We start from the raw sequence: 15,947 nt of genomic DNA on the forward strand, positions 1-15,947 counted from the left end.
TTTTCTGCAATGCTACACGATTTCAGCACTCAATCCTGCATCCAATAGTTTGGAGCATCTTGGCTTCAATTCATCATATGGACCGGTTTTTACAGTACATTTTCCCTTGTAATGAACCAGAATACTACATTGCTCAGCCTGTTCTGGAGTATGTTCACAAGCATAGATCAATGTTTCGATTACATGATCAAAGGTATTGTAATCATCATTATATAAAACGATTTCGTTTTCACGCTGTTTTTGCGTTTTCAGGTCAACCTGTTCTAAAACTTCCTCTTTCGTACTCATCTTCAACTTATTACAATTTCTGAAAGCTGCAAAGATACAAATTAATGTAACATGCTTAAAATGAAAACTTTGCAGCTACCCAGTTATTTCTTTCAATGTGTTCTATAAATTTCAAGTCATGCTTTTCACATGCCGACTTTATAACCGAAAGGTCTTCGGTATAAAATCCACTAAAGAAGATACTTCCTGATTCTTGCAGACATTCTACATAAGTAGCCATATCATTCAGCAAAATATTTCTATTGATATTGGCAAGAATTACATCGTATTTTCTACCAGGTAATAACTCTGCTCCACCTTCTTCAACATTTATATCCTTACAATTGTTGCGTTCAATATTCTCCAGTGTATTCAAATAACACCAGTTATCGATATCAATCGCTTCCACAGGGTTTGCACCTTTCATTCTTGCTAAAATGGCAAGAACTCCAGTACCACATCCCATATCCAGTACAGATTTACCTTTCCAGTAGTTCTTTAAAATATGCTGGATCATCATGTGAGTAGTAGAATGATGACCAGTACCAAATGACATTTTTGGTTCTATGACAATATCGAACCGGGTATTTGGCTTCTCATGAAACGGTGCTCGAACGCTGCACTCATCGTCCACCAGTATAGGAGTGAAATTCTTTTCCCACTCCTCGTTCCAGTTTACCCGTTCAATTTTTTTCACCTCATAGTCAATACTGAATTCTTCAGACTTCAGGATTTGTACCTCATCCAGTAGATCAGCTGCGAATTGCTCTTCCGGCACATAAGCAGTAATGCCATCTACATTCTCAACAAAACTTTCAAAACCAAGTTCTCCTAGTTCTGCAATTAAAATTTCTGAAGCTGGAACGACCGGTTGTATCGTAAAATGATATTCGTAATAATGTCCAGTCATTAAAATGAGTTTACAATCTCAAGAAAATCAACTGCTTTTAAGCTAGCTCCCCCAATCAGACCACCATCCACATCTTCTTTGGCAAAGATCTCCCTGGCGTTTGCCGGCTTTACACTACCTCCATAAAGGATGGAAGTATTTTCAGCCACACTCGCGCTTACATTGTCTTTTAATAGAGTACGAATATGTTTATGCATATCTTGTGCCTGTTCAGGGCTTGCAGTTTCACCGGTCCCAATTGCCCATACTGGTTCGTAGGCTAAAATGATATTTTTCCAGGCGTCTTCTGAAAGGTGAAATAAAGCTTCCTTTAACTGTGATTCTACTAAACTGAAGTGCTTGTCGTTTTTACGGTCTTCCAGCTCTTCTCCAAAGCAAAAGATCACTCGCATTTCTGCTGCGATCGCTGCGTCTACTTTCTTAGCCAGTTGCCCATTTGTTTCGTGAAAATATGCACGTCTCTCGCTATGCCCAAGAATAACCGTAGTCACACCAATACTTTGTAACATTTTTGCTGAAATTTCACCCGTAAAAGCGCCATTTTCACTTTCATGCATATTTTGAGCTGCAACGATAACGGGAGTATCCTTTAGTGCCTGGAAAGTAGGATATAGATTTGTAAAGGCTGGAGCTACCATAACAGTTGCTTCAGGTTCCTTAACCATTTGCATCTTCATTTCGCCAAGTAATTCTTCAGTCTCAGCAAGATCGTTATTCATTTTCCAGTTTCCGGCTACTATTTGTTCTCTCATGATAAATATATTTCAGTGATTGGATGCTCTCCTACTATAGGTTTCAGCATATAAGACAAATATAAGGAAAGACTGAAATACGAAATCCTAAACCAGAGCTAAACCTTCAATTTTTAGGATTTTCAAAATATAAGATAGTAGATGCTTATAATTCGATATCGCTAGCGTCGAACCAGTGTTTTTTCTGCTCCACAGTTCCGGATCTCAATACCAGGATACCGGGATTCGCTCTTACGATCGTTTTAAGCGCAGTTTCGTCTGCCTGATAAAAATCGAAATCGAGATCAAATTTCTCTTTTAGTTTAGCTTGAAGATTCTCACCAGATGCTGTGAGAGCAATCACGCGATAATTCTTAGTCCGTGCTTCTTTTGCCAGGTCCTGGATCGCTTGATATCCTTCCATTTCAGTAGACCTTATGTTATACATAACGAACATCAGGACTTTATCTGTAGTAAGAATATCTGTCGTAATATCACCCTCTGGACCTTCGATCACAAAATCATGAATTGGCGGTACATAGCCTTCTTCGATCTGTACCGTTTCAACGCCTATAAATTCTCCGGAAACCTGGGGATAGGCACCTTGATTGGTAATGATCTTCTCCTCACCTCCCACATTAAATTTCCATTGGTATTCATATACAGGCTCCTGAGCACCTTCTGGCACCACCATCTTTTCAGCAATATTATTGCCAATCTTATAGGGTCTGAAATCAAGCAATGGAAGATGCATCAGGACATGATAACAAAATGCGAAACATGCCATGAAGCTGAGGAAAATTGCCCATTTATGATATTTCTGCGGAAATAATGGCTCTATAAACTTCTGATTAAAGAATAATACCAAAATCAGTATCAGTAAGATAATATCTTTATAGAATGACTCCCACGGAGTAAGCGGAACAGCATCACCGAAACAACCACAATCTGTAACTTTATCGAAGTATGCCGAATAAAAAGTAAGAAATGTAAAGAAAACAATCATGAGCAGGAGGCTCCAGCTTGTAAATTTCCTTGCATACCCAATAAGCAGCATGATCCCAAGCACGAGCTCGAAGATCACGAGTAAAATAGCGATAACAAGAGCAAACGGTATAAGCGCCGGAATGTCCAGTACCGGTTCACTAAAATATTCCTGTAGTTTGTATGAAAAACCTACGGGATCATTCAGTTTAATGAATCCGCTGAAGATGAAAAGTACACCTACCAGGACTCTGCAAATACCTACTATTGCTTTCATAAGCTTTATTTTCTGAATTATTTTTCAGCTTCCTGGAAATGGATCATGGCAAATACAGAATAATTGATCATATCCTGGTAATTTGCATCGATCCCTTCACTAACCAGCGTTTTTCCCTGGTTGTCCTCAATTTGCTTCACCCTTAATAATTTCTGTAAGATAAGATCTGTAAGGGAACTAATTCGCATATCCCGCCATGCTTCGCCATAATCATGGTTTTTATCCATCATAAGCTGCTTGGTTGCGGCAATGTTCTTGTCATATAGATCTATTGCGTCCTGAGGTCCAAGATCGGGCTGATCTGCAATTCCCTTTTCAAGCTGAATCAATGCCATCACCGAATAATTAATAATCCCGATAAATTCAGACTTCTCATCTTCATCAACTTTTCGAACATCGCTTTCCTGAAGTTTTCTTATACGCTGTGCCTTGATAAAGATCTGATCTGTTAAGGAAGGTAATCGTAAAATGCGCCAGGCACATCCATAATCCTGCATTTTATTCAGAAAAAGACTGCGACAAAGGCCAATGACATCATCGTATTGTTCGGAGGTATTTTGCATGAAGTAGCTGTAATTTGCGTAAATTTCGGTCAAATATTTCAGATAGTCAAAGTTATTTGCGCTACCAAAATTCAGCCATCTCATGTTTATAAATTGCCGTGGTAATCTCATCGACCTCTCCAAGCCAAAAGTGATGGGGATCATCAATATCACTCCAGATTCCTTTTTTGAGGGTAGTAGAAAACAAACAGATAAAGAGATCCTTTCCTCTGCTGAAAAAATGCTGAAGGAAGGTGCAAGCTTTCTGGATATTGGTGCTTACAGTTCCAGGCCTGGTGCACAGGATATTTCAGAAGAAGAAGAATTGGAACGAATGATTCCGAAGCTGAAGTTACTGGAACAGCATTTTCCTGAAGTGAACTTTTCCGTAGACACCTTTAGATCCAGAGTCGCCAGAGAAGCTATTGAGAATGGTGCTGCAATAATCAATGATATTTCTGCTGGGAATCTCGATGCTCAAATGATTGAAACCATTGCCAGTCTTCAGGTGCCTTATATCATGATGCATATGAAAGGGACTCCGCAAACAATGAAAGACCTCAACCAATACGAGGATCTCACTGCAGATATTCTTTTTTACTTTTCTGAAAAGATCTCTGCAGCCAGAAAAGCCGGAATTAACGATCTAATTATTGATCCGGGATTTGGCTTTGCTAAGAACATTGCTCAAAATTTCGAACTACTGAATAAACTGGATCTTTTCAAAAATCTTGAACTTCCCATACTCGCAGGACTTTCAAGGAAAAGTCTGATCTGGAAGACCCTGAAGTCCACACCTGATAATGCTCTGAATGGCACAAGCATTTTAAATACTATCGCACTTAATAAAGGAGCTTCAATTTTAAGGGTTCACGATGTAAAAGAGGCAATGGAATGTATCAAATTGACCAGTGAACTCAATAACTACGTTTAGTTTTTCTATTTTTACAAAAAACCACTGCATTTGGACATCATAGATCTTCGCATCCTCGATATTCTAGATATTGTTTTTGTCGCCCTTCTACTCTACTACGTTTACAAACTGGTTAGAGGTACTGCGGCTGTTAACATTTTTATCGGGATTGTGGTTATTTACCTGGTTTGGCTGCTAACACAGCTACTTCAAATGGAATTACTTAGCAGTGTTCTGGGTGAATTCGTTGGGGTTGGAGTGTTTGCTCTAATCGTGGTTTTTCAGCAGGAGATCAGGAAATTCCTCTTAATGATTGGTTCTACAAACTTTACACAAAAAGGCCGATTCTTACGAAGCTTCAAAATTAGCAGGGATGATGTGCGCTCGAAATTAGATGTGGAAGCTATTATTGATGCTTGCGAAGCAATGGGTAAAACTTATACTGGCGCTTTGATGGTCATTCAAAAGAACAATAAACTTGACTTCGTAAAGAATACTGGAGATAAAATGAAGATCAAGCTGAATCAGCCTATCATTGAATCGATATTTTTCAAAAACAGTCCGCTGCATGACGGTGCGATGGTCATCGAAGAAAGTATGATCACTGCGACCAGAGTGATTCTGCCTGTATCCAATGACAGATCCATTCCTTTAAGATTCGGACTTAGACATCGTGCTGCCGTAGGAATTACTGAAAAAACTGATGCGCTAGCTTTGGTAGTTAGTGAAGAATCTGGACAAACCTCTTATATCAGGGATGGGCAGTTCGTGATGTTCGAAACGATGGACGAACTGAAGGTTAAGATCAAAGAAGACATAAGCTAAGAATAGATGACGCATTGCAAAAATTGCAATTTTGCCATTTCAGAAGAACAGAATTATTGCTCCAATTGTGGAGCGAAGATCATGCGCGACAAGCTTAGCGTTCCCTATCTTTTTAGAGAATTCTTTGAATCCTTCTGGAGTATTGATTCCAACAAACCTGTACTAACTTTTGTTGACCTTTTCCGTAGACCTGTGAATGTGATTCAGGGATATATTGAAGGCCTGCGTAAAAAATATATCAATCCTTACGGATACTTTACCATCGCGCTAACCCTGACTGGTCTATATACTTACGTTAACCTGAAATATTTTCCAGAATATTTGGAAGGAGGAGGTCTTGAGGTTAATACAGGAGAACGTGATATAACCAAAGAGGTCACCACGATGATCCTGGAACATATGAACCTTATCACATTCCTGTTCATCCCGGTAATCACCTTATTCTCCAGACTGGTCTTTTTAAAAAATAAGAAATACAATCTTGCCGAGCATTTGATTGTACACCTTTACGCTTACTCGCATATAAGTATCGTTTTTGCGATCCTTATTCTACTTTCATTCAGCAATCAGTCGCTTTTTGCAATTATGAATTATGTCAGTTTACCTTTTTACGTAATCTACTACGGGTATATTTTCAAAAAGATGTATGATCTAAGCTTATGGAAGATAATACTTAAAAGTTTACTCTTTCTGCTTTTGCTTCTGCTTGTTTTCCTGATAGTTAGCCTCGTAATTGGTCCCTATATGGCCAAACTCAAGGGAGTTATTTAAATACTCTCTTCTTCCTTGAACTGCACTTCATAAAGATTGCGGTAATATCCATTGGTTTTCTGAAGCAAACTTTGATGGTTACCAATTTCCACAATTTTACCCTGATCCATTACAATGATCTTATCTGCTTTTTTAATGGTCGCAAGCCTATGTGCGATAACGATGGAAGTTCTACCTTCAGTGATCTTATCTGTCGCGTCCTGTATAAGTTGTTCGCTATAGGAATCTACGGAAGATGTTGCTTCATCCAACACAAGAATGCTTGGATTGCTTACATAAGCTCTTAAAAATGAGATCAACTGCCGCTGTCCTGAAGAAAGCATTGCTCCACGTTCCTTTACATTATAATAATAACCGCCAGGAAGAGAATCTATAAATTCATGAATTCCAATTTGCTTTGCAGCCTTGATCACATCTTCATCTGAAATATCAGGGTTATCAAGATTGATATTATTCATGATCGTATCTGCGAACAAAAATACATTCTGAAGAACCACGGCGATTTGAGATCTTAAAGATTTAAGCTCAAGATCCTTAATATCCTGCCCGTCTATTTCAATGACTCCACTATCAATTTCGTAAAATCTACTCAATAAATTTATGATGGTCGATTTTCCAGCACCGGTAGCTCCAACAATTGCCACAGTTTCCCCAGGTTCTACTCTAAAAGAGATTCCTTTTACAACTTCTTCCTCTGGAATATAACTAAATCTTACATCTTTAAATTCGATCTCTCCGTCAAGATGCTCTACTGCAATAATTCCGTTATCTTCTATCGTAGATTCTGTATCCAGAATCCCGAATACCCGGTTAGCAGCGACCATTCCCATTTGCAACGTATTGAACTTATCGGCAATTTGTCGTAATGGCCTGAATAACATCTGACTCAATTCGATAAAAGCTACAATAATACCCAATGACATATCATCACCGGCAACTACCCGTAATCCACCAAACCATACGATCAAACCTATGGTAATAGAAGTTGACATTTCAGCAATTGGAAAAAAGATGGAGTTATACCAAACCGTTTTCACCCATGCTTTTCTATGTTTATCATTGATCTTCTTAAAGTTTTCGTATTCAGTTTTCTCGCGGGTAAACAACTGTACGATTTTCATCCCGGTGATACGTTCCTGTACAAAAGTGTTCAAATCTGCCACCTGAGTTCTAACTTCTTCAAAAGCCAGCTTCATTTTCTTCTGAAAGACTCTAGTTGCGTAGATGATAAAAGGTAAAACTGTAAGTACAAGCAAGGTTAGCTCCCAGCTTTTATAGAACATTACACCAATCACTACCAACATTTTCAGTAGATCTGAAATGATCATAAAAAGTCCCTGGCTAAAAATACTGGCAATCGTTTCAATATCACTTACCGCCCTGGTCACCAATCTTCCAACTGCAGATTTATCATAATACTGCATTTTGAAGCCAAGCATATGCTTGAAGAGTTTTACCCGCAAATCACGAACAACTTCCTGCCCAAGCCAGTTGGCATAGTAGATAAAACAGAACTGGAAGATCACTTCCAGCACCAGTACCCCAATCATTAGGCTTACATAATATATAAGACTGTCAAAATCTGCCGGGATCAGGGCTTCATCTACAGTTTCCTGTAGTAAAATAGGCCTTAGAACTCCAAATAGAGAAACAAGGATGGCCGCTACACCTACAAAATAGAATATTCGTTTATAGGGATTGGTATATCCAAGCAATCGCTTGAAAAGCGCCATATCAAATGCATTTCCTGTATTAGATGCCATCTAGTTCTCTTATCGTTTCAGGATATTCGATCCTGGTTAAATATAATCCATGTGCCGGTACTGAAGTTCCAGCTTTCCCCCTGTCTTTGCTCTTGATCACCTCGTGCATGTATTCCACAGGCTGTTTGCTTTGCCCAATTTCAAGCAAAGTTCCTACTATTGCCCGCACCATATTACGCAAAAATCGATCTGCAGTGATATGAAAAATTAGCTTCCCATCCTTTTCGACCCATTTCGCTTCATCGATACGGCAGTTATATGTATGAACATCTGTCCGCGATTTGGAAAAACATTGAAAATCTGAGTACTCCTTCAGGATCTCTGCAGCTTGATTCATTTTTTCCAAATCAAGTTCATAGCGAAAATACCATGCCTGATCGTAATCAAATACATCTTTATACTGAAGCAGATGATACTCGTAACTTCTCGCTACAGCATCAAATCTCGCATGAGCATCCTTCCTTACCGGAAATACTTCAGAAATTGCAATATCCTTCGGAAGCATAGAATTTAGCTTATAAGCAAGTTCTTGGCAATTAAGTTCTTCCGAAGTATCAAAATGAGCGAACATTTGTCGTGCATGCACACCGGCATCTGTCCTTCCAGCACCAACAATAGCTACTGAAAATGGGAACACCTTGCTTAGATTTTGTTCAAGAACCTCCTGAATACTAATAGAATCAGGTTGATTTTGCCAGCCGTGATAAGCTTTACCGAAATATGAGAGCTTCAGGAAATACCTCAAGTCAGCTTTATTTTTATATTAGCGAAATGCAAAGATAAGGCAATTATAGCAAGGAAAAAGGGCTGATTTCGCTTCCTTTGTTAAACGACTTTTAAAACTGAAAACTTTGAAGAAGATTCTATTACTAAGTGATACACATAGTCATATAGACGAAAGAATTTTGCATTACGCCGGTGAGGCAGATGAAATTTGGCATGCGGGGGATATTGGTAAAACAGATGTCACCGATAAGCTGAAGCAAATTGGACCGCTGCGTGCAGTTTACGGGAATATAGATGATGCTGAAATACGTAAAGAATTTCCATTAAACCAGCGTTTCATGTGTGAAGAGGTTGATGTCTGGATCACTCACATTGGTGGCTACCCGGGAAAATATTCTCCAGCAATTCGGGAAGATATCAGGCAAAATCCCCCGAAACTATTCATTTGCGGTCATTCACATATTCTGAAAGTAATGAACGATAAAAACCTCGGACTTTTACATATGAATCCAGGTGCGGCGGGGAAACATGGATTCCATAAGAAAAGAACCATGTTGCGCTTCCAGATCGATAAAAAAGAAATCAAGGAACTGGAAGTTATTGAATTGGAATAATTAAAAAACCCGAAGCTTTCGCTTCGGGTTTTTCACGCACTAATACTACTAAGATGATAGGCTTATCGTAATCGATCTACAGATTTTACGAGATCTTCGTCCTTCTTGATGGCCTTATTGGCCAAAACAATAAAAACGATAGAAATAATAGGAAGAAACATCCCAATACCTTTCTCTGAGATATCCATCTCTCCAGGTAAAGTTAGAGACCAATAAACAAACACTCCTAGTAAAAAAAGATTTAATATGATATTTAAACGCCCCAATACAAATTGAAGCTTTCTATTTTTAAACATAACGATACTCACCAGCGAAATTGCTGCTGAAGCAAGAAACATTCCCAGCGCGATCAATACTTCGTGAGCATAGACAAATTCACCTGCTGAATTCTCCCAAAGCGGAAGAACAAAGATGAGTCCGGCACTCACAATAACCGCTAATAATAACCAAATAGTTTGTATTCTCTGAAGCATATTTCCTGCGATTGCGGGACAAAAATAAAAGATTCTTTTTAGAATCATTGCGTAAAAGAATAAAATAAAGTTGTATAATTGCAGTAACATTGCGTAACCTATTCAATACAGGTTACTTAAGTCTCCAAAACTTTTTATTCTTCTTCGAGAAGTTTTTAAATCAATCCAATCTTATAATTATTTCACTGAATAGATGTTCGAAATTTCAGAATTAAAAGCTAAAAAGCTTCCTGAACTTAAGGAAATTGCTCAATCGCTAAATGTTCCTAAGTATAAAACCCTTAAAAAACTGGATCTTGTTTACCAGATCCTGGACTATCAGGCCGCTAACCCAGCAAAAGTAAAAGAAGTACTTACAGAAGATAATGCCGAACCGGCTAAGCAGGAAACTAAAAAACCTTCAAAGGTTGGAAGTGAAAAAAAACCTGCAAAAACTCCTGCAAAAACTCCTGCCAAACCTGCTGCAAAAGCACCGAGGCCTTCCAGGAAAGAGTCTGATCCAAAGGAAGATAAGAAGGAATCAAGACAAAAAAGTACTCGCGAGCGTAGTCCTTCTAGCGGAAAAACTGATGACCGCAAAAAAAGCGACAACAGAAACGATAATCGCAACGATCGTAATGATCGTAATGATCGCAACGACAGTCGAAACGATCGCAATCACAACAATAATAGTAATAGCGGAAACAACAAGAATGACCGTAACGATAACAGAAATGATAATCGTAACGACAATAAGAAAGGTAACAACGGAAATCGGGATAATCGTAACAGATACCGTGAGCCGGATTACGAATTTGATGCTATCATCGAGAGCGAGGGTGTACTGGATATCATGCAGGATAACTATGGTTTCCTAAGATCTTCAGATTACAACTACCTCACTTCTCCTGATGATATTTATGTATCACAATCACAAATAAGATTATTTGGTTTAAAGACAGGAGATACAGTACAGGGACAAATTAGACCTCCTAAAGAAGGAGAAAAATATTTCCCACTTATCAAGATCAATAAGATCAATGGACTGGATCCACAGGTCGTAAGAGACAGAGTTTCTTTTGAGCATCTTACACCACTTTTCCCGAAAGAAAAATTCAACATTGCCGAAAAGCAAGCGACGATCTCTACAAGGGTGATGGATCTTTTTGCTCCCATTGGTAAAGGTCAGCGTGGGATGATCGTATCTCAGCCTAAAACAGGTAAAACGATGTTATTAAAGGATATCGCAAATGCTATTGCGGCAAACCATCCTGAAGTATACCAGATCGTTCTATTGATCGATGAGCGTCCGGAAGAAGTTACTGATATGCAGCGTAATGTGAAAGGTGAAGTAGTTGCTTCCACTTTCGACAAAGAAGCTCACGAACATGTTAGAGTTGCAAATATCGTACTGGAAAAGGCTAAAAGACTGGTAGAATGTGGACATGATGTTGTGATTCTACTTGATTCTATCACCAGACTGGCTCGTGCTTACAATACGGTACAACCTGCCAGCGGTAAAGTATTAAGTGGTGGTGTTGATGCAAATGCACTTCACAAACCAAAACGTTTCTTTGGTGCTGCACGTAATATTGAAAATGGAGGTTCTCTATCTATTATTGCTACCGCTCTTACAGAGACAGGATCAAAAATGGATGAAGTGATCTTTGAAGAATTTAAAGGAACCGGTAACATGGAACTGCAATTGGATAGAAGAATTTCCAACCGTAGAATATTCCCAGCTATCGACCTTGTTTCTTCAAGTACCCGTAGAGATGATCTATTGCTTGACGAAAACAATGTTAAGCGCATGTGGGTACTACGTAAATATCTTGCTGACATGAACCCTATCGAAGCGATGGAATTTATTAATGACAAGATTAGAAACACTAGAAATAATGAAGAGTTTTTAATTTCCATGAACGGGTAATTAATTCTTTCTTATATAAATTCTGAAAAGCCTGAAACTAGATTTCAGGCTTTTTTATGTAATAAGATCAAGTAAAGTGAGAGCTTCGAATTCGTGTAAGATTACAGGCTACAGATCTTTTTCAAGGCATTCGCCTTTACCATTACAGTACAATTATTAAATCAGAAAGCCTAAAGACTAAGTTTTACAATATTGAATAGCTCTGATTACTTTCCGTAGCAAATACTTTCAGCATTCTAGATAATATAGTTTTAGACTGGAGATTCCTCCTATTGAGAGGTGAAATTTTAAAATTTCCGTAGTAATCTCGGAAGGCTTTAGACTCTAATTATCTGCAACAAAAAAGCCCTGTCGATTGACAGGGCTTAGAGCGGGAGACCGGGTTCGAACCGGCGACATTCAGCTTGGAAGGCTGACGCTCTACCAACTGAGCTACTCCCGCATGCGGCGGCAAATATAAATGCTTTCTTTTGTATGTTCAAAGGAAATCAAAGTTTTTTTAGAAAATGATAGCCACGAATAACAAAACCAAGATTCATGTAAAATTTATGTGATCTGAAATTTTCGACGTAACTGTTCAGCTCAATAGTTTCACACTGCTTTTTCTTCGCGTATTGATCTATAAACTGAAATAACTGTGTCCCAACACCCAGCCCCTGCAGGTCATCATCTATATAAATATGATCTACTTCGCAGGTTCTTCCCGCATAATGCCGGGTCATGAACCATAATCCAAAAACACCTACAAGTTTTCCAGCTCTATAAATACCGAAACACTCGTAATTCTGCTCAAACATTTCCAGCAATCTTTCTTTCAAAATCTCTGGTGGCAACGCCTGCGACTGCAGTTTTTCGAGGTAAGGCAGAACTAAGGAAAAATCAGTTTTTAAAATCTTGTTAAATGCCAGTTGCATACCTACCTTTTCCGTAAAAATAGTCATATTTTTATCTATTACTTCAAGTACTACAAATAAGAATTATGGATACATCTAAGAATAAGCCTGGTAAGATCCAGGATCTAATTGACAATAAATTTCTGGAAGAACGCAAAATTTATCTTTGGGGAATGGTCAATGATAAAACTGCGAAACATGTTATAGACAGACTGGAATATCTTGACCTGATGGGAGATGGAGAGATTCAGTTATTTATCAATAGCCCGGGTGGTTATGTAACCGATGGATTTGCTATTTATGATACCATCATGAGCATAAAATCACCAGTTTCAACAATTTGTACAGGTCTGGCAGCTTCAATGGGTTCTATATTACTTTCCGCAGGAGAAAAAGGAAGAAGATTTATACAACCGCATGCGAAAGTGATGATTCACCAACCTAGTGGCGGAGCAAGAGGTCAGGCTTCAAATATTGAGATCGCGGCTAATGAAATACTTAAAACCAAACATCTTAGTGCAGAGATCCTAGCTGAAAATTGTGGTACAACCACTGAAAAGGTGCTTAAAGATTTTAATCGCGACTACTGGATGGATGCTGATGAATCACTTGATTACGGAATAGTAGACGGAATTTTTAGAAAATAATATGGAGATAAAACATAAAGAAAGCGATAGCCGCGGAATGTTCTACATTGAGAAAGAGAACAGTCTTGTTGCTGAACTTACCTACCATAAGAAGGGTAATGTGATTACAATAGATCACACCGAGGTGAAGAGGGAGATGGAGAACCAGGGAATTGGTTCAAGCCTGCTGAAGGAAAGCGTTGAATTTGCTCGTAAGAATAATCTAAAGATCGACCCACTTTGTCCATTTGCTGAAGTAAAATTTGATGAAAACCCGGAATATTCAGACGTTCGGGCTTCATAGTTTCGTTTAGAATGAAAACTAAACTACTCCTTGTGGGTTTGATCTTAGGGATAATAAGCTTATCCTGTAAGGACGAACCGAAGCTGGAAGGAATCGAAGAGCGCAACGAAGTTGAAGAGATCAAAGAACTAACTTCGCAGGATGACATAGAGGATTACTTTGAAGATACCGATAGCACTTCAACTAAATTATACAATTTTAAAAGCGTGAGTTCCTTTTATTCTCAAAGGGAATTCATGCCTTTATGGAATGACAAGGAAGCTCGGGAAGACCTTTTTCGCAGTATAGAAACCATCGAATATGATGGGTTATTTTTTGAGGATTATCACGGTGAAGAATTACAGAAACTATTATCTACACTCAGCAGCGAGAATGAAGAACAAAATCTAAGAGCTGAAATTCTTCTAACCGATGCCTTTATCGATCTTTCACATGACCTGGCCGTGGGTAAATTAAACCCGAAAGAAATTTACGAAATCTGGGGTACAGAGCTTAATACCGTAAATACTGAAAGCCTATTACAAAGACTCGAAAAAGGTGAAAAAGCTTCATATATTCTTGCTGAACTGGCTCCAGATCATGTAGTCTATAAAAGTTTAAAGAAAGCACTAAAGAGTTACCGGGATGATGGAATTATAGAAAATTCCACCACTGTGATCGCTAGTGGCAAACTTATAAAACCCGGTGAAGACAGTGATAGAATCCCTGATATTGCGAGCCGGCTTTTCGAGCTTGGATACTATAAAAAGAGTCCAGATTCTGTTGGAACCCGATACATTAAAGAACTACAAACTTCACTTGAAGATTTTCAAAAAGATCATGGTTTAAATACTGATGGCGTTATTGGTAACACTACTATCGAGAACCTGAATCTTACATCAGAAGACCGATATCATCAAATTCTGGTTAATATGGAACGCTGGAGATGGTATCCCAGAGATCTTGGTAAACACTATATTCTAGTAAACATCCCTGATTATGAACTTTACGTGGTCAAAGATGGAGATACCATTAGAAATCACAAAACCATGGTGGGAACTGAAGCGAGAAAAACACCTGTTTTCTCTGATGAGATCGATTATATCATTTATAACCCGACCTGGACCATCCCTCCTACTATCATGAAAAATGATGTAATTCCGGGAGCTTCCAGAGATGTAGGTTATTTGCGAAAGAAGAATATCAGGATGTATGATCGTAGTGGAAAGGAAGTAGATCCTTCTAATGTGAATTGGAGTTCTTCCAGTCCCCAATCTTATACTTACCGTCAGCCGGCAGGACCATCGAATCCATTAGGACTGGTAAAGATCATCTATCCTAATGAATATATGATCTACCTGCATGACACACCTTCAAAAAGCTTGTTCGAAAAAAATGCCCGGGCTCAAAGTTCTGGTTGTGTAAGAGTTGAAAATGTACTCGATCTTGCTAAATACCTGATTAGCGATCAGAAAGAATTCGACGATGAGAAGATCGAAAAAATCCTCAAATCTGGTAATACCACACAGATCCCTATGAAGCAGGAAATTAAGGTACATCACTTTTACTGGACCACCTATCAAAAAGAAGATACCACCAGGTTTATTGATGATATCTATGATCTTGATAAAAAGCTATGGAATTTACTAAAGCCTAAAGCTTAAGAATTTAAAAAACTGGAAGTTTCCAGATATTTGTCGTTAGATCGATGAATGTATACCACCGACTTTCCTTTAATTTTATGGATTAGATCTTTAGCTATCGTATTAGGAACGGCAGGACAACCATAGCTTCTTCCCAATCTTCCTAATCTATCAATAAATTGAGGTTCAGCATAATCTGCTCCATGAATTACAACATATCTTTTTCTGGCATTGGAATTAAATTTCTTTTCCATTCCGTCAATGAACAACGAAAGTCCGTTTTTTCCGAAGTAAGTTTCCCCAGTTACATAGAAACCCAGGGAGCTTTGAAGTGAATTTACAGTATTAGAAAATTTGGTCGCGAATTCTGCGCCTGTGTTTTTACCGTGCGCTACATAAGTATTGAATTCTACTTCTTCTGTATCCATATTAAGGATCCACATTCTCTTCTTAGTTGAAGAAAGGTCGAAGTCTACGACCGTTAATAAAGAATTACTGACCTTTCCAGCTTCATCTAATTTTTGATAGCCTTTGATCGCTTTTTCGAAAACCGATAATTCTGGCATCGTACTATTTTTCAGGGAAAAGCTTTCATATAATGCGAGTGTCTTTTCTTCGGAAGTAAGTTCAACCTCCTCCACTGGCTCTGACTCAATTACTATCTCTTTTGAATTGTCTATTTCAGATGCATTACTGAAAGCGAATGAGAAAATTAGTACTCCAATCACCGTCATAATTCTATACTTCATATAATTTTCGTTTTTAGGTTATTTGTTAAATAATTCCAAAAGTCTTGC

General features: G+C 38.4%; 18 protein-coding genes and 1 tRNA gene. 8 read left to right on the plus strand and 11 right to left on the minus strand.

Annotated features, from left to right (window positions below; genetic code table 11):
- Window positions 1–12 precede the first annotated feature (12 nt).
- The 5 genes from T8I65_RS12500 to T8I65_RS12520 all read right to left on the minus strand — a co-directional run bounded on the left by T8I65_RS12500 (window position 13) and on the right by T8I65_RS12520 (window position 3,732).
- Complete coding sequence (locus T8I65_RS12500) at window positions 13–288, minus strand: ATP-dependent Clp protease adaptor ClpS (RefSeq protein ID WP_322300921.1); 276 nt, start codon at window positions 286–288, stop codon at window positions 13–15.
- A 55-nt stretch (window positions 289–343) separates the two neighbouring features.
- Complete coding sequence (gene prmA / locus T8I65_RS12505; protein ID WP_322300922.1) at window positions 344–1,177, minus strand: 50S ribosomal protein L11 methyltransferase; 834 nt, start codon at window positions 1,175–1,177, stop codon at window positions 344–346.
- The gene (gene tpiA, locus T8I65_RS12510) at window positions 1,177–1,929 is read right to left on the minus strand and encodes a triose-phosphate isomerase (protein WP_322300923.1); all 753 of its coding nucleotides are present in this window, start codon (window positions 1,927–1,929) and stop codon (window positions 1,177–1,179) included. The genes prmA and tpiA overlap by 1 nt, the downstream gene beginning before the upstream one ends.
- Window positions 1,930–2,074: 145 nt before the next feature.
- A complete protein-coding gene (locus T8I65_RS12515) occupies window positions 2,075–3,169 on the minus strand; it encodes a BT_3928 family protein (RefSeq protein WP_322300924.1) in 1,095 nt (364 codons plus the stop codon).
- 17 nt (window positions 3,170–3,186) lie between these two features.
- The gene (locus tag T8I65_RS12520; protein WP_322300925.1) at window positions 3,187–3,732 is read right to left on the minus strand and encodes a DUF1599 domain-containing protein; all 546 of its coding nucleotides are present in this window, start codon (window positions 3,730–3,732) and stop codon (window positions 3,187–3,189) included.
- An 82-nt stretch (window positions 3,733–3,814) separates the two neighbouring features.
- On the opposite strand from T8I65_RS12520, the gene folP reads away from it, so the two are divergent.
- From folP to T8I65_RS12535, 3 genes are read left to right on the plus strand one after another with little or no spacing between them, the layout of a single operon-like run.
- Window positions 3,815–4,645, plus strand: a complete 831-nt coding sequence (gene folP / locus T8I65_RS12525; protein ID WP_322300926.1) for a dihydropteroate synthase — start codon at window positions 3,815–3,817, stop codon at window positions 4,643–4,645.
- Window positions 4,646–4,675: 30 nt separating this feature from the next.
- On the plus strand, window positions 4,676–5,449 hold the full coding sequence (locus T8I65_RS12530) for a diadenylate cyclase (RefSeq protein ID WP_141878509.1): 774 nt from the start codon (window positions 4,676–4,678) through the stop codon (window positions 5,447–5,449).
- A 6-nt stretch (window positions 5,450–5,455) separates the two neighbouring features.
- A complete protein-coding gene (locus T8I65_RS12535) occupies window positions 5,456–6,220 on the plus strand; it encodes a DUF3667 domain-containing protein (protein ID WP_322300927.1) in 765 nt (254 codons plus the stop codon).
- Here the strand turns inward: T8I65_RS12535 and T8I65_RS12540 are convergent.
- Together T8I65_RS12540 and truA are read right to left on the minus strand one after the other, a co-directional pair.
- Window positions 6,217–7,983, minus strand: coding sequence for an ABC transporter ATP-binding protein (locus T8I65_RS12540; protein WP_322300928.1), 1,767 nt, complete (start codon window positions 7,981–7,983; stop codon window positions 6,217–6,219). The two genes, T8I65_RS12535 and T8I65_RS12540, sit on opposite strands and share 4 nt — an antisense overlap.
- Window positions 7,973–8,728 carry a tRNA pseudouridine(38-40) synthase TruA gene (gene truA, locus T8I65_RS12545; RefSeq protein ID WP_322300929.1) on the minus strand — a complete coding sequence of 252 codons (756 nt, stop codon included), beginning with the start codon at window positions 8,726–8,728 and terminating at the stop codon, window positions 7,973–7,975. Before truA ends, T8I65_RS12540 begins: the two co-directional genes overlap by 11 nt.
- A gap of 106 nt (window positions 8,729–8,834) precedes the next feature.
- Here truA and T8I65_RS12550 point away from each other — a divergent pair, with 106 nt between their 5' ends.
- Complete coding sequence (locus tag T8I65_RS12550; RefSeq protein WP_322300930.1) at window positions 8,835–9,323, plus strand: metallophosphoesterase family protein; 489 nt, start codon at window positions 8,835–8,837, stop codon at window positions 9,321–9,323.
- Between the two features lie 62 nt (window positions 9,324–9,385).
- Here the strand turns inward: T8I65_RS12550 and T8I65_RS12555 are convergent, their stop codons facing one another.
- A complete protein-coding gene (locus tag T8I65_RS12555) occupies window positions 9,386–9,796 on the minus strand; it encodes a DUF4293 domain-containing protein (protein ID WP_322300931.1) in 411 nt (136 codons plus the stop codon).
- 193 nt (window positions 9,797–9,989) lie between these two features.
- Here T8I65_RS12555 and rho point away from each other — a divergent pair, with 193 nt between their 5' ends.
- A complete protein-coding gene (gene rho, locus T8I65_RS12560; RefSeq protein ID WP_322300932.1) occupies window positions 9,990–11,705 on the plus strand; it encodes a transcription termination factor Rho in 1,716 nt (571 codons plus the stop codon).
- Window positions 11,706–12,074: 369 nt separating this feature from the next.
- Here rho and T8I65_RS12565 read toward each other — a convergent pair.
- Together T8I65_RS12565 and T8I65_RS12570 are read right to left on the minus strand one after the other, a co-directional pair.
- Window positions 12,075–12,147 (minus strand) — tRNA-Gly (locus T8I65_RS12565).
- Window positions 12,148–12,193: 46 nt separating this feature from the next.
- Entirely contained in the window at window positions 12,194–12,646 is a 453-nt protein-coding gene (locus T8I65_RS12570) for a GNAT family N-acetyltransferase (protein ID WP_322300933.1), read from the minus strand.
- A 38-nt stretch (window positions 12,647–12,684) separates the two neighbouring features.
- On the opposite strand from T8I65_RS12570, the gene T8I65_RS12575 reads away from it, so the two are divergent.
- The 3 genes from T8I65_RS12575 to T8I65_RS12585 are packed head-to-tail and all read left to right on the plus strand — an operon-like array spanning window position 12,685 to window position 15,171.
- Complete coding sequence (locus T8I65_RS12575; RefSeq protein ID WP_141878517.1) at window positions 12,685–13,245, plus strand: ClpP family protease; 561 nt, start codon at window positions 12,685–12,687, stop codon at window positions 13,243–13,245.
- A 1-nt stretch (window position 13,246) separates the two neighbouring features.
- The gene (locus tag T8I65_RS12580; RefSeq protein WP_322300934.1) at window positions 13,247–13,528 is read left to right on the plus strand and encodes a GNAT family N-acetyltransferase; all 282 of its coding nucleotides are present in this window, start codon (window positions 13,247–13,249) and stop codon (window positions 13,526–13,528) included.
- Between the two features lie 11 nt (window positions 13,529–13,539).
- Window positions 13,540–15,171 carry a L,D-transpeptidase family protein gene (locus T8I65_RS12585; RefSeq protein ID WP_322300935.1) on the plus strand — a complete coding sequence of 544 codons (1,632 nt, stop codon included), beginning with the start codon at window positions 13,540–13,542 and terminating at the stop codon, window positions 15,169–15,171.
- Here the strand turns inward: T8I65_RS12585 and T8I65_RS12590 are convergent.
- The gene (locus T8I65_RS12590) at window positions 15,168–15,899 is read right to left on the minus strand and encodes a murein L,D-transpeptidase catalytic domain family protein (RefSeq protein WP_322300936.1); all 732 of its coding nucleotides are present in this window, start codon (window positions 15,897–15,899) and stop codon (window positions 15,168–15,170) included. The genes T8I65_RS12585 and T8I65_RS12590 overlap by 4 nt on opposite strands.
- Window positions 15,900–15,947: the final 48 nt, after the last annotated feature.

The sequence above is a fragment of the Christiangramia sp. OXR-203 genome, from assembly GCF_034372165.1.
GTDB lineage: Bacteria > Bacteroidota > Bacteroidia > Flavobacteriales > Flavobacteriaceae > Christiangramia.

What these genes read in the sequence shown, in the direction of transcription:
- T8I65_RS12500 (WP_322300921.1), bottom strand. Translation starts at nt 288, where the DNA reads ATGAGTACGAAAGAGGAAGTTTTAGAACAGGTTGACCTGAAAACGCAA.
- T8I65_RS12535 (WP_322300927.1), top strand. Translation starts at nt 5,456, where the DNA reads ATGACGCATTGCAAAAATTGCAATTTTGCCATTTCAGAAGAACAGAAT.
- prmA (WP_322300922.1), bottom strand. Translation starts at nt 1,177, where the DNA reads ATGACTGGACATTATTACGAATATCATTTTACGATACAACCGGTCGTT.
- T8I65_RS12520 (WP_322300925.1), bottom strand. Translation starts at nt 3,732, where the DNA reads ATGCAAAATACCTCCGAACAATACGATGATGTCATTGGCCTTTGTCGC.
- T8I65_RS12540 (WP_322300928.1), bottom strand. Translation starts at nt 7,983, where the DNA reads ATGGCATCTAATACAGGAAATGCATTTGATATGGCGCTTTTCAAGCGA.
- T8I65_RS12575 (WP_141878517.1), top strand. Translation starts at nt 12,685, where the DNA reads ATGGATACATCTAAGAATAAGCCTGGTAAGATCCAGGATCTAATTGAC.
- T8I65_RS12515 (WP_322300924.1), bottom strand. Translation starts at nt 3,169, where the DNA reads ATGAAAGCAATAGTAGGTATTTGCAGAGTCCTGGTAGGTGTACTTTTC.
- T8I65_RS12585 (WP_322300935.1), top strand. Translation starts at nt 13,540, where the DNA reads ATGAAAACTAAACTACTCCTTGTGGGTTTGATCTTAGGGATAATAAGC.
- rho (WP_322300932.1), top strand. Translation starts at nt 9,990, where the DNA reads ATGTTCGAAATTTCAGAATTAAAAGCTAAAAAGCTTCCTGAACTTAAG.
- T8I65_RS12590 (WP_322300936.1), bottom strand. Translation starts at nt 15,899, where the DNA reads ATGAAGTATAGAATTATGACGGTGATTGGAGTACTAATTTTCTCATTC.
- folP (WP_322300926.1), top strand. Translation starts at nt 3,815, where the DNA reads ATGTTTATAAATTGCCGTGGTAATCTCATCGACCTCTCCAAGCCAAAA.
- T8I65_RS12580 (WP_322300934.1), top strand. Translation starts at nt 13,247, where the DNA reads ATGGAGATAAAACATAAAGAAAGCGATAGCCGCGGAATGTTCTACATT.
- tpiA (WP_322300923.1), bottom strand. Translation starts at nt 1,929, where the DNA reads ATGAGAGAACAAATAGTAGCCGGAAACTGGAAAATGAATAACGATCTT.
- T8I65_RS12555 (WP_322300931.1), bottom strand. Translation starts at nt 9,796, where the DNA reads ATGCTTCAGAGAATACAAACTATTTGGTTATTATTAGCGGTTATTGTG.
- T8I65_RS12570 (WP_322300933.1), bottom strand. Translation starts at nt 12,646, where the DNA reads ATGACTATTTTTACGGAAAAGGTAGGTATGCAACTGGCATTTAACAAG.